At 61.4% G+C, this 12,997-nt stretch carries 10 protein-coding genes and 1 pseudogene; 4 read left to right on the top strand and 7 right to left on the bottom strand.

Annotation, left to right across the window (positions count from 1 at the left end):
* Nucleotides 1–376 precede the first annotated feature (376 nt).
* The gene (locus tag ACVWZA_RS02855; protein ID WP_457309630.1) at nt 377–1,120 is read right to left on the bottom strand and encodes an SDR family oxidoreductase; all 744 of its coding nucleotides are present in this window, start codon (nt 1,118–1,120) and stop codon (nt 377–379) included.
* Between the two features lie 95 nt (nt 1,121–1,215).
* On the opposite strand from ACVWZA_RS02855, the gene ACVWZA_RS02850 reads away from it, so the two are divergent.
* The gene (locus tag ACVWZA_RS02850) at nt 1,216–2,121 is read left to right on the top strand and encodes a LysR substrate-binding domain-containing protein (RefSeq protein ID WP_457309629.1); all 906 of its coding nucleotides are present in this window, start codon (nt 1,216–1,218) and stop codon (nt 2,119–2,121) included.
* Between the two features lie 274 nt (nt 2,122–2,395).
* Here ACVWZA_RS02850 and ACVWZA_RS02845 read toward each other — a convergent pair whose 3' ends face one another.
* On the bottom strand, nt 2,396–2,833 hold the full coding sequence (locus ACVWZA_RS02845) for a nuclear transport factor 2 family protein (RefSeq protein ID WP_457309628.1): 438 nt from the start codon (nt 2,831–2,833) through the stop codon (nt 2,396–2,398).
* A 54-nt stretch (nt 2,834–2,887) separates the two neighbouring features.
* Between ACVWZA_RS02845 and ACVWZA_RS02840 the strand changes: the two genes are divergently transcribed.
* Nucleotides 2,888–3,793 carry a LysR family transcriptional regulator gene (locus ACVWZA_RS02840; RefSeq protein WP_457309627.1) on the top strand — a complete coding sequence of 302 codons (906 nt, stop codon included), beginning with the start codon at nt 2,888–2,890 and terminating at the stop codon, nt 3,791–3,793.
* Nucleotides 3,794–3,822: 29 nt separating this feature from the next.
* Here ACVWZA_RS02840 and ACVWZA_RS02835 read toward each other — a convergent pair.
* The 5 genes and pseudogenes from ACVWZA_RS02835 to ACVWZA_RS02815 form a co-directional block, all read right to left on the bottom strand.
* A pseudogene (locus ACVWZA_RS02835) lies at nt 3,823–4,021 on the bottom strand (transposase); the annotation flags it as partial.
* A gap of 106 nt (nt 4,022–4,127) precedes the next feature.
* Nucleotides 4,128–4,877: an alpha/beta fold hydrolase gene (locus ACVWZA_RS02830; protein ID WP_457309626.1), complete on the bottom strand. Its 750-nt coding sequence runs from the start codon at nt 4,875–4,877 to the stop codon at nt 4,128–4,130.
* Between the two features lie 19 nt (nt 4,878–4,896).
* On the bottom strand, nt 4,897–6,804 hold the full coding sequence (locus tag ACVWZA_RS02825) for an autotransporter domain-containing protein (protein WP_457309625.1): 1,908 nt from the start codon (nt 6,802–6,804) through the stop codon (nt 4,897–4,899).
* Nucleotides 6,805–6,896: 92 nt separating this feature from the next.
* The gene (locus ACVWZA_RS02820) at nt 6,897–8,129 is read right to left on the bottom strand and encodes a helix-turn-helix domain-containing protein (RefSeq protein WP_457309624.1); all 1,233 of its coding nucleotides are present in this window, start codon (nt 8,127–8,129) and stop codon (nt 6,897–6,899) included.
* Between the two features lie 508 nt (nt 8,130–8,637).
* Nucleotides 8,638–9,594 (bottom strand): zinc-dependent alcohol dehydrogenase family protein, encoded by a 957-nt coding sequence (locus tag ACVWZA_RS02815; RefSeq protein ID WP_457309623.1) that lies wholly within the window; start codon nt 9,592–9,594, stop codon nt 8,638–8,640.
* Nucleotides 9,595–10,257: 663 nt separating this feature from the next.
* Between ACVWZA_RS02815 and ACVWZA_RS02810 the strand changes: the two genes are divergently transcribed.
* On the top strand, nt 10,258–11,130 hold the full coding sequence (locus ACVWZA_RS02810; protein WP_457309622.1) for a LysR family transcriptional regulator: 873 nt from the start codon (nt 10,258–10,260) through the stop codon (nt 11,128–11,130).
* Between the two features lie 844 nt (nt 11,131–11,974).
* The gene (locus ACVWZA_RS02805; RefSeq protein WP_457309621.1) at nt 11,975–12,541 is read left to right on the top strand and encodes a GNAT family N-acetyltransferase; all 567 of its coding nucleotides are present in this window, start codon (nt 11,975–11,977) and stop codon (nt 12,539–12,541) included.
* Nucleotides 12,542–12,997 lie beyond the last annotated feature (456 nt).

Here is a 12,997-nt window from a genome sequence, read left to right as displayed (position 1 = left end):
GGTCCAAGACCACGCGACCGCGAACCACGAATAACGTTTTCGGCGGTCTGGGCTTGGACGATTCGAAGGTGTCGGCGGCGATTTTTGAGTATCAGGACCGTTGCCAGGATTTACGCTTTCGCCGTCGCTGGGCCGGCGAAGTCTGGCGAAGACTGGGAACCGTACAACTTAATCGGATTAGCGTTCCCGTCGATGTGGGGTGGACTTCACGGCGGACCAGGATCACCGCAGTCGGCGTTTTCGGTCCCAACTGCGAGATTGGATATCCACGGCCTAGGTGTCTGATCCCATGGTTTGATGGTGCGGTCCTTTCGATGGAATGAAAGGTGCCGATGCGGGGCAACTTCGTCTGCACTAATTAATCTGCCAAGTGCCGCTAGGCCTGCTCCGTTGGGTAGATCGTCAAGATATTTACGTTGACATGTTTGGGCTGCGACACAGCGTAAATCACCGCGTTAGCGATGTCGTCGCCTTGCAATTGTTCCATCGTTCCGAGCCGGTCTGTTACTGCCCGCTGAATTTCCGGACGCATGTGGGACAAAAATTCTGATTTGACTGCGCCCGGATCAATGCAGGTCACGCGGATGCCGTCCTTGCCTATCTCTCGGCGAAGCGATTCCGCGATCGCGCTTACAGCATGCTTGGTGCCCGAATATACCACGGAGGGATGAAAGTAGCGGCCGGCGCCCGAAGATATCACGACGACGTGTCCGTTCCCTTGTCGCCTGAACACAGGCACGGATGAGCTGAGACAATTGAGAAAGCCCATCAGGTTGACCTCGACCATGCGGCGAGATTCGTCTGGCTTCGTGGCGGCGAACGACGCTGCGACGCCTATACCCGCTGCATTCAGGAGAATGTCTAGGTGGCCATTTGTCTCCAACGCGAAATCGACCATCGCCGCCGTCTGCGCCTCGTCCGTGATGTCCGTGACGGTGATCTGGGCTATGCCTCCCTCTTCGCGAATACGCGCCGCTATTCGCTCCAAGCGATCCCGCCGGCGCGCTGCAAGAACTACTGATGCGCCATTGCGTGCGAGCGCCAACGCGGCTGCTTCGCCGATGCCTGACGAGGCGCCAACGATGAGCGCGACGCGCCCAGCTATCCTTTCCGAAACCATCTGCTTCCTTTCAAAATGAACACCGCAGATAAGTCGATGGCATTCATCGGAAAATGCCTTATAAACCTAACAGTAACTTCGGGTTATAGTTCATAATGCGCGGCAGTGAATTTTCGGAACTCCGGGCCTTCGCCGCGGTCGTCGAGCGTGGCGGCTTTGCAAAGGCAGCTGTTGAACTCGGCCTCTCCGCATCCACACTCAGCGAGACGATCCGCCGGCTCGAAGAGCGGCTCAGACTTCGATTACTCAACCGCACCACGCGCAGCGTGTCGCTGACGGAGGCAGGCGAGCGTCTCTACGGTCTGTTCCAACCCGCGATGCTGAAAATGGACGCGGCAGTTCGCGAGACGCTGGAGCTTCGCGACGTTCCTGCGGGCCGCGTCAGGATCCTGATTTCGAGTATCCCGGCCGAACTTTTTATCCGGCCCGCGATTGGGGCGTTTCGCCACGCCCACCCGGATATCCTACTCGACCTAACTGTCGATGATGCCCCGATCGAAATCATCGCAGCGGGCTACGACGCCGCGATCCGGCTGGGCGAGTTTCTTGATGAAGATGCCGTTTCCGTGCGCCTTGGCGGCTACCAGCGCCAGATTGCCGTCGCCTCCCCGGCATACCTAGACGCGCGCGGTTGCCCCGAAACCCCAAAGGACCTCGCACAACATGATTGCATCAACTGGCGAAAGCCATGGGATGCATGCTTGTACAATTGGGAGTTTGCACGCGGAGGCCGATGGTTCTCGGTCGCCGTCAGCGGACCCCTGATCGTATCTGATCGCAGGCTGGCAATCGCAGCGGCGCTACAAGACGTCGGAATCGCATTCTGGGCTGAAGAATTGCTTCAGCAGCATATCGAAGCCGGCCACCTGATCCCGCTACTCCAGGAATGGAGCGCGCCGTTTCCAGGCTGGCATCTGTTCTATCCCAAGCAGGCGAATATGCCACGACCGCTGCGCGCCTTCATCGATTTCTTCGTAACCGAAGCGCGCAATCGGGAATAAAGGTGGAGAAGATGCGCGGCGCCGTCGAGTTCCGTAAGGTGTCTCGGATGCTTGCATCTTCGCCCCGCTTAAAAGAGCTCGTCCATGCAAAACCCGTGCTCGGTCGACCATTCGCTGTGGGCGCTCACGCATTCTTGATTGCGTGTGCTGTCGCCATGGAGTGTCCATGCCCCAAGCCGAACTCCTGCTTCACGTTCGGCAGACCCAAGGACTGGAGGCGCATTCCATATTGGCGGCGCTGCAGGTCAGTTAGAGGGGGCCTTACCGCAGCAGATTAGCTTTTAGTGAGCTCGTATTCCTCCACCGCGCGGCTGTAGGGGCCGAGCGCCCGCTCCTCCAGGTCGGTGTCGCAGTATTCCACGATCTCGATGATCTTCCCGTCCCGGAAGCGGAACAGCATGCAGTACTGGTTGTCGTATCTGACTCCGGACTTCGTCTCCACGTCCCCTTCGATCTCCGCCACCACCCTGTCGCCTTCACCCAGCACGCTCACGAGCCGTGCCGTGTAGGTGCTGGTGAACTGGTTGAAGAGGGGTCCGAACAGCCGCGAGCGCACGTCTGCCTGCCCCTCATACCTGTCGGACCAGCTCGCTTTGCTGGGAAAGCGCCAGACGTAGTCGGGGTCGACCGATGCGCCGAAAACGCTGCGATCGCCTGTCTCCAATGCGGCATAGATTGCGCGCACTACGGCCTTGTTGTCTTCCACGGTCATTTCGGTCTCCTCGAGCGTCCGGCAATCCGCCTTCCGCTTGCATTTGTAAAATGCATGGATGATATTTCGAACATGTCCGAAACGCATGATGCGGGTAGATCGCTTGATCTATTGCACGCGCTCGACGCTCTGCTGGAGCTCGTGAGCGTGACGAAGGCGGCGGAGCGGAGGCGTCTGTCGCAGCCGGCCATGAGCCGGATACTTGGTCGGCTACGTGTTCAGTTCGGCGACCCCTTGCTCGTCCGCGTCGGTAAAGGCTGGGAGCTGACGCCCCGCGGACTCGCACTCCGTGCGCCCCTTGGCGACGTTCTGCGCGGCGCGGACGCGCTGTACCATCTTCCAAGTTTCCACCCCGACTCGTCGACGCGCACTTTTCGAATGGCCATCCCCGACGTGATCGGTGCGGCACTGCTGCCAGACCTGCACGGTGCCATCTCCCGGGCGGCACCCGGCTGCACGCTCGTGGTAATTCCCTGGCCAGGTGATGGTGTGGATCTGCAAGACCTCGATATCGCGATCGGCTCCGAAAGTCGCCTCTTTCCGACATTCCGGATGGAGCCGCTGTTTGATGACGTGGACGAGTTGGCCTACCGCCTCCGTGACGGTCCCCCTACGGAAGCCGAACAGCTGTCACGCGACCACGTCGCGGTGATCCCTGCCGGGTTTCGGCGCGATCTCGCCGACGATTGGCTCGCGACGCATGGCTTGTCGCGCGAGATCGCCATCGTCGTTCCGCACTACCTGCAGGCCCTGCATCTCGTCGCCAGAACAGGCCTGATGGCGATCCTGCCGAGCCGTCTCATCGCGACGCTCGGACAAACGGTCGGTGTTGGCGGCGCGAGGCTCGCAGTGCCGCAGGACCCCGATCGTCAATGGCTCCTATATCCAGCTCGGCTCCAGTCGGACCCGGCCGGGATCTGGCTGCGCAAGATGGTCCGCGCGGCCGTGAACGCGGTTTGAGCTGCCCATCATTTACCGGCCAGTCCATACTCCTTCTCGAGATTCTTCATTCGCCGCGCCTGATCGGTCTCCAGTCCACCATGTTTCTTGCGCCATCGGTGATACGGCTTCTCACTGACCGCGATCCCGCCGCACGCATCAGGTGTCGATGCACCGTGTGCCAATACGACCTCAACTTCACGCAGTTTGCCGATAGTGTCTCTCGGCTTTGTGCTTCTTGAATGGCATTCAAGGTCTCCTGCGCGATTCAAAATCCCAGAGATTCGGATCGATCAGAAGGGGCAGATCACTGCACGTGCCTGCACTTAAAGCGACAGGCTGGACTCGATGAAGCTCATTGAGGTGCCGGGTGGCCCGCCTTCACGGCGTCAGCGATGATATTCGCCAATTTTGAAGGCTGGTCACGCTGGATATAGTGGCCTGAGTTTTGGACCGGCTCTGGCGGGCCTGCGCCAATTTTGCGCAGCCAGTCTTGCGTCAGCGCGGTGTCGATCTCGCGCAGAGCCTTGCCGCCCATCGGGTCGAGCGTTGTGCTGATCAAACTTGTTATTGGAAAGGGAAGATGTCCCCGCGGCAATGTATCGAGGCACGAATCCTGGGCATCGAATTCACGTTTCATGGTTTTGGAAAATAACAGCGACTTCATCCCCTTAAGCATCTGTGCGACACCGGGCATGCCCTTTTGCATGGCTGCCCAATGCCCGGGCGGCGTGGCATCGACGAGGATCAGCCCCGCCACATCCTGCGGAAACAGGCGAGCGAAGGCATATTGATACTGGCCGCCCAAGGAGTGCCCCACCAGCAGATAAGGCGGGGCGATACCCTGCGCTCTGAGCTTTTCATGAAGTTCGGTGGCAATCGTGCATGGATCACGCGGACGTGTGCTCGCAGGCGATTTGCCATATCCCGCCCGATCATAGGTAAACGTAAGCATCTGCGGCGGTAGCTTCTTGATAAGTTCGCGCCAGACCGAGCCTCCATCACCCATTCCGGATTGAAACACGATTGTGGGCGCCGGCCCGGCCGGTTGCGCCAAAAACGGCGCGGCCCGAAGCGCAAGCAACAATGCAGCGAGCAATTTCATCGCGGGTCCTTTCAGTTCGTCAGAATGACAATGTGAGGCGCAGCGTGGCGGTGTTGCGGTTGCGCTCGGACCCGGCGAAATCGCGCTCATAGCTGGCACCGAAGGCAAATCGTTTGCCAGCCAGAACATCGACGCCCCCGCCGACCCCCAAACGGTCTTTGCCCGGGCCAGAGATGCGTGTTTTTACTGGATCGGCGAGGTTATCAGTCAGCTGCGAAAGGATGTCATGCTTGCCGCCTGCCAAACGCGCCCGGTGCGCAAGCGACACAAACGGCCGCACCGCAAGGTTCTGCGCCCCCTCGAAGACCGAAACACTTGCTTTCGTGGTTGTTTCGAGCAGGAGCCGGGCGGCGCGCTGACGGCCGATCGCCAGATTAAGCCCGTCGGCTCCGGCTTCGGTAAACCGTTCCAGTTGAACCTGCTCAAACGTCAGCCCCAAGCTGGAGATGATGCGAAGTGGCCCAAATTGCGTTACGCCGGCGATTGACAGGCTGCCCTCGAGCGATCGCCCGCTGGTCTGGGCGCGGGCGATAACGCTGGCGAATGCGGTTGGCTGGCGGGTAAGCGCCAGATCCGGGCGCGCATAGGTGATATGTGCGGATATTTGTGCGGTCTTCAGGTCCAGCCCGCCAAATAGCGACAGGCCCCATTGCCGGTTGGTAAGGTGGCTCTGCGCGCCAATATCGGCCGTGCTTCGCGACCAATCCCCCGAAACACCGACGAAGCCGCGCTGACCAAGCGGCACTTGCAGCCCCAGCAAGCCACCGTCCATTTCCATGTTCACCGCCGACGCACTGGCATTTCCTGCGAGACGTCCGCTAGATCGGAACGGGCTGGCAAACAGATGGGCGCGCCGTCCATCCGCCGCCATTTGCTCCCGCGCATCAACTGTAAACGCACGTGTATTCTGGCGCTGAACCAAGATTAGGTCGGGCATGCGCCCGGCGTCCTGCGCAGCGGTGCCATCTGCTGCGGCAAGCGTGGCGCGATACCACTGTGCCAGCAACTGATGCCCCGCCGCCGAAAGATGATTGCTGTCGAAGAACGGCAGACGGTTCTGCTCGGCAGGATTGGCCGAACATAGCGATCCGGTGGCGACGTCGTAGCAGGCCTCGTCGGGAGCGGTGAAACCCAAAGCCGCATAGTCGCGGCTGAGCGCGGCGAAGAATGGTTTTTGCTTGACCATGACAAGAGTGGTGCCCGCAGGAAGTGTCGCTTTGCTTGCCTGCAAAGCGACGGACAACGCCGCATTGGTGGCGGACACATACCCGCCCAGGGCTTGGCGCACGCCCGCCAGATCGGCGCCTGCAAACAGCGGCAAATACTGCACGGACTGGACATCGGCGATGACAATTCTGCGGGCGCCCGCCTTCGCCAATCTTTCGACGTTAGCGCTTGCCGCCGCGATGATGCCGGACTGCACAGCGGCCGGGTCTTCGCCATTGAGCAAACCGACCAGATCGTTCGACCCGGCATGGATGAAGAACCGGTCACTCGGCGAAACGGCTACCGTGCCGCTTTTCTGCAGGGTCTCGAACCAGCCGATCTGCGTGCTGACCCCAGTGGGCACGGGCAAAGCGGGATCACCTTGTAGATCCATCCGCGCTCCGGACACTGCAAAATTGAGCGAGCCACGCGGTCGGTCCTCGGCCAGCACGGGCCGAACGGCGGGGTTCAGCACTTCGGCCCAGACCGGGCCGTTGGAATCGCGGCACAAACCGCCGGCACAATAGTAGGGCGCGCTGTCCTGCGCCGTTTGCCCCGCAATGATCTGGAAATTGCCTTGTTCAAGATCGGAATCGCCAAAGAAGTAGTCATTGCTTGTAACTGGCGCCGTGGCCGGCTGGCTTTGGGACATGGCCGGGGTCGCGCAGTTCACGGCCCACAAGGAGACTGACGACAAAAGGAAAGTACGCAGGAACGACATAGGGAACTCCAATTGGCGAGTGGTGCCATGGAGGAACCCGAAATTGCGAAGTCTGTCGTCCGGGCCTATCGGCGCGGACCTACCAACGCGAATTATGTGGCGACTGCTCCTACCCGCGGGGGCCCCGCGTGGGTGGTGCGCCACGCGGTTGGAGTCATCCCGGTCTCCCTGCGAAACGCGTTGTTGAACGTGGATTTCGAATTGAATCCACTCGCTTCGCAAATGGCCAGAACGTTCTCGTCGCTGTTTTTAAGCGCTTCGCACGCAGCTTTGACGCGCCAGCCGTTGACGTAATCGAAAAAGTTGCGGTCGCGGCCTGCGTTGATCGCTTGACTAACATAATATGGCTTGGTCGCCACGTGTTCGGAGAGCAGTTTGAGCGTGAGGAAGGGGTCGCGCCAAAGCGCCGACCTAGCCATCGCTTCATCCAGTCGATCGGCGATCGTCAGGCAATCATCATATCCTAGCGCCGAACGCGCATAGCGGTTGCCGGGGGTGTTAGATGCGATATTTTCGATTGTCATGTCCGGCCGCGGGTCTTCGAGCACATCGTCGGCCCAATCCGGCAGCGCGCGACTTTGACCCAAGCCGAACAGCGCTAAACCCAGCAGTAACGCGACCTCGAAGGCGCCGCCGCCGACATCATCGAGCAAAGCCCGCCCGGACCATAACGCAAAGATTGGATCGGCCAGCGCGATGAGGGCGCCGATAACTACCAATACCAACAGCCCGTCGAGCCAGCGCAAATCGAGCAGCGCCACATTCGAGCAAAGTTGGCGCACGCGCTTTCGGTGCTGTGTAATCCTTTTGACGATCAGGATGCTCACCGCCAGTAGCTGCGCGATCCACAACACTATAAACAGGAGCAAGCCAATTACAGCTGCCAGAGCCATTGCAGTGACGGGCGGCACTCGTCCTTCATATAGGCCAAGCCTTGCGGCGCCCGGCAACAGCTGGAAGGGTATCCAGCACAAGACCATCGCGACGGGCGCACCCAATTGCCAGCGCGCCGGCCGCCAATCTTCGCCTTCTCCTGCCGTAATCGCCTTCACATATCCAAGCAGAAATAGTGGAATAATCGGCCAGACCAGCATCACGCTCAACCAGATCAGGCGCGACGTGATCGACCGCATCGGCGAAAGATCATGGAGCGAGGACAGGATATCCAGCGTCAGCGCCAGCAGCAGCCCGCCCACCATCCACAGCGCTGGGCGTTCTTTCTGTGGTGCACGGCCCAACCGGAGGGCCAATTGTGCTAGCGCCAAAATCCCGACGCCCACGCCCGAAGCGTTAAGTAGCGAGGCAATTTGCTGAAACGGCGACAATCAATATCTCTCCAGATGCGTGTTCGACGCCGTCGCAGTCAAAGCCCCCAAAGCCCCGAAAGCGATCGACAGGTTATAAAGGTTGGTCGGGTGCCTTGGCGACGTTTGGCATACGCCCCGAGGATGTAAAGATCGTGATTGCTAACTCCATTGGCGATCGGTCGTTCGCCAAGGGTTAGGGGTGCCGCAAGAGCGCACGCTTCGATAAGGAGGCGGGCATACGCCAAGATGCGATGAGCGGACATCGGGTTAGCCATTAAACGGGCTGCGGTGAGCCTACGTGGTTGCGGTATCGACGCTGACGGCACCTTAGGCCGTATGACGAGAGCGCGGTTGCGCGGCTGCCCGGTCACGCGCGGGTTGAGCAGGGGTGAATCCTGGGATCAGCCGCCTTCGTCGCCCTGCAACCTGTAATTCAAGCTGGGCTGCACCTTGTCCCCACGGCGCGGTTGTAATGTTGGAGACAGCTCGAAGAGTGGTCCCGGGTTCCCATGGCAACCCGGCAGGCTCAGGCAGCGTCGTCGAACCTCAGCACCACCTTTCCAAACGGATCGCCCGACGAGACATGGTCGAAGGCGGAAGCGGCCTCGGTCCAGGGGTAGGTGCGGTCGATGATGGGGCGTATGGCGTTGGTCGAGATCGCGGCGCTCATCGCCTCGAAGGAGGCGCGCGAGCCGACCGGAATGCCCCGCACCGTGATCTGGCGTCTGAAGATCTCAAGTGGATCGATCGAGCCACCACCGCCAAGATAGCCGATCGCGTTCACCTGCGCGCCAACGCCACATGCGGCGAGGGACTGGGCGAACGTGGCGCCGCCCCCGACCTCGATCACGTGATCGACACCACGGCCGCGGGCGAGCCGATGTGCCTCCTCTCCCCATCGTGGTGTCGTGGTGTAGTTGATCAGCTCGTGCGCTCCCAGGGCCTGAACCCTCTCCAGCTTCCGGTCTTTGCTCGACGTGACGATCACGCGTGCGCCCGCAGCCAGCGCGAACTGTAGCGCGAACAGCGACACGCCGCCCGTGCCCAGCGTGAGCACCGTCTCGCCGGCCTTGAGACCCCCCAATGAGAAGAGCGCGTGCCAGGCGGTGACCGCTGCGCAGGGCAGCGTCGCGGCTTCGACGTCGCTGAGATCGGACGGAGCCAGGACCGCCCCCTGCTCGTCGAGCAATGCGTATTCACTAAGCATACCGTCGATGGGGCCGCCTAGTTGATAGGATGCCTGGGCAGCCCGGAAGTCGCCAGCCGCCCATCGTTGCCAGAACGTGCTGCAGACGCGGTCGCCCTCCTTCACACGCGTCACGTCGTCGCCGACCGCCACGACGGAACCGACCCCGTCGGACAGCGGGATGAGCCCAGCGGGAAACCTTGTGTGGTACGTCCCTCTCAATATCTCGACATCGCGGTAGTTTATCGCGGCGGCGGCCACCCTGACGACGATCTGTTGCCGTTCGGGGCGCGGCATGGGCCTCTCCTCCATTGTCAGACCGCCACGGCCATCGGTGACTATCGCCTTCATATTCATTCTCCCGCGTATGGAGCAGACTTAGGGTCTTCTGAGTCATAACGAAAATTCATTATGCTTATGAAGTTCATAATCAGAAGTTGCGATGTTGACGAAATGGGGCAGTCCGTTGATCTCCGGCCGACGAGGCTTGGACTATAGGGCGTGGTCTCCGCGCAGGACCCTCACAGCCCAACGCCCACCAAGCAGCTCCAGCGGTTCGCTCTCCAATCACGTTCGGAGTGTTCGGTTGGGACGAACGACTGCAAGCTACAAGCGCCCCCTCTAACCCGCGTCTGGCCTACCAGCGCTATGCTTGGGCCGGCGTTAGCGGTCTGAATGGCGTGGCTCAGCGCCGCGAAGTTGGGACAGGCGACGACGCGCATAGCCGAGCATTAGGGCGCCTCGCCGGCGTGAATTCGGGGCACTTATCTTCGAAGGTCCACCGATCAGATCGTCTGCATGACTATCTTCGAAGACGCGCGTTCGGACGTTGCACGGCATGACTCCGAAGACCGGTGAGCATCGCCGGCACCGGTTTCATCCTGCGCGGAATGACAGGGGCACCTCTGGCCGCGACCTGAAATTCATAATAACTCCGGATTTTATAACGAGAGTTTTGCGATGCTCGCCGAGATGAGAAGCCTGCTATTCGTTCTGGAGGAAGGCTCGGTCGCGAAGGCAGCCCAGCGCGTCGGACTTTCGCAGCCGGCGGTCACGAAGCAGCTTCAGCGTCTGGAGGACGCGCTCGGTGGGTCGCTCCTCGATCGCCGCAGGAAGCCATACCGACTTACGCCGGAGGGACTGCGGGTGGCCGAGCAGTGTCGCACCATTCTGGCGAGCGTGGCTGATCTCAAGGGTCACTTCGGCGCGGCCGACGCGCAGGGCATCCTCAGGCTTGGCGTCGCGACTGGATTCGCCCCTGACCGCATCAGTGCCGCTGTCAGGGTCATCGCGGATCTCCATCCGCGCGTGGCCGTTCGGCTGACGAGCGACTGGAGTGCCGCGCTCTGCGTAAAACTGGACGATGGCCTGCTTGATGCGGCACTCATCCTATCGGACGAAGCCTCTTCGGGCCCGTCGCTCGGCATCGAGTCACTCTCGATCATCGGAGCGCGCGACCGACTGGCTGGTCGAACGATGACCTCGCGAGACCTAAGGAGCGCGCCGTGGGTTCTTAGCGCGGAACCGTGCGCGGCCAGGCGGGCGCTTTCCACCCTGCTCCTCCGACCCGGAGAGAACCTCAGGATCGCGGCGGAGGTCCAGGATTCACATCTGCAGATGCGGCTCGTCGGGGACGGCCTGGGACTGAGCATGATGCCGACGCGGCTGGTCGATCAGGTCGCCGACTCGACCATAGCCACCATCGGGGGGTTTGGGGTTCGTCTGTCTATGCAGATGCGCCGTTCGCCATATCTCGGCGCCTTGTCGCGTGTGATCGACGACGTGGAGGCCGCTGTCCGTAGTGCCCTTGGAGACGTTGGAGCTGCTGGGTAGGCAGCGGCGGCTAAATTTTTCTCAGTTTGTTAGCCACCAAGACGGCAGCGAAGGCGTTGGCCGCCCCCGCCACCTCACCGGTGTGAAAGTTAGATGAGCGCGGTCGGCGGGCCGCGTTGGGCGAGACCACGCTAAGTGAAATTGAGGCGGACCTCGGAGATCCGGCGAGGGTGGCGCGCTTGTCGAGCGCAGTCTTCCGGCGTTTGGCTTCCGGCAATGCCGGCAAGCTCCAGGTGGTCGCGGGGCTGCTGGCCGAGAATGCGGCGGAGCGGTACGGTGCTGGTAGTTGGTGCCGACGGTGGGATTGGGGCTCCGCTATCTGGCGGGCATCGAGCTGAGTTAGCCTTTTGTCGGGGTTGATCCAGCGCCCGCGATGCTGGGCGTGGCTCGCGCCAGCCCGGGCCGATTGCCGGTGATCCTAAGCACCTGATCGAGGACGCGCTCATCGATGCGCCGTGCGCACAAATGACGCAGCGTGCATTCTCGTCCCCGGCTTCATCGCCAATGACGGGGCCGAACTCGCGCAACTGGTGGGGACGCGCCACCACTTGAAACCGGATCGCCCTTCATCCCGGTGGACCACGGCAACGACCTCTTGTCTGCCGACGTGGATCTATAGCTGGACATATGCGCAGCCTATGCGTGCCGCTCGGGCGCAGACCGTGCGCCGTCGATCGAGCTAGGAGAGCCATCGCGTAGATGACGATCACGGTGCCCGCGTCGCGCAACTAGGCCGCAGGGTTAAGCGGGCTTCAGTGAAATCGCGGTGCGCTATGCCGGCATCGCATGACAGGGGCGATTCTCCTATGGAGATCGTGTGGGCAGCTGAGATTGGGCGATTTGCATGAATGTTCGAGGCGGGGACGTGCCGGGATGCGAGATCCTAGAGTATCGCGGCGGACGCGATCCTGAGGTCGCGGCGCTGATCCTTGCCATCCAGCGGGTTGACGTCGGTCTCGACGTACCGATCGAGGAGCAGCCGGAACTTCTCGACGTTGGTCGTGCATACCGTGACGGCGCCTTCTGGGTGGCGGTGGCAAATGGCGCAATTGTCGGCACGATCGGAATGCTGCGTTACGGGGCGAGCGGGATCCTAAAAAAGTTATTCGTGCGACGTGACTATCGCGGGCCGGACGGGCCGTCTCATCGCCTGTACGACAAGGCGATTGGGTGGGCTGTGGCGCGCGACCTCACGGCGCTATTTCTGGATACCCCATCGATTGCGACGCGTTCCCATGCATTCTATGTGCGGCGGGGCTTCCGCGTCGTGGACCGCACCGCATTGCCGAACGGCTACGAGTTTCCGGATCGCGATAGCTTGATCTTCAGACTTGATCTGCCTGGACCGGAGGTGCGAGCGCGGCAAGGACAGGCGGTAGGGGGTGCAGATGAGTTCAGAGTTTCTCGATAGGGCATCGTTGAGCGAAGTGTCCGAGCGTTTCGGCTTCTACTACGACCAGGCGATGATGCATCCGCGGGCCGTCGAGTGTGACGGGGCTGCCCGCGTGGTGATGCTGCCGGCAGCCGAGTATAGCGCCTGGCGCGTCTCGATCACGTTGCGCTGCTGCCAGAGGAGCTCGACAGGGAGGATGTGGTCGCCATCCGAGACGCCGTCGTCCCTGGCATGGCGCGGGCGTAGCCACCGACGAGAAGATGGAGAAGCTCTTCGCTTACCTCGCGCGCGTCGAGGCGGCGGGACTCGAACATCGCTTTATCCTCCTCGCGATCCGGCTGCAGTTAGAGTCCGCCGCCCGCATGTCGGATTATCCTCCCTATCGAATGGTCGCGGGTCGATTACGGCGCCTGTGCCGGATGCTAGACACTACGACCTCCTCTCCTAGCTCGCCCGCGACCAGCTCGTTCGGGC

The organism is Sphingomonas sp. UYAg733 (assembly GCF_054057355.1).
The sequence above is the reverse complement of the archived record's forward strand: the minus strand, read 5'-3'. Positions and strand labels throughout refer to the sequence as shown.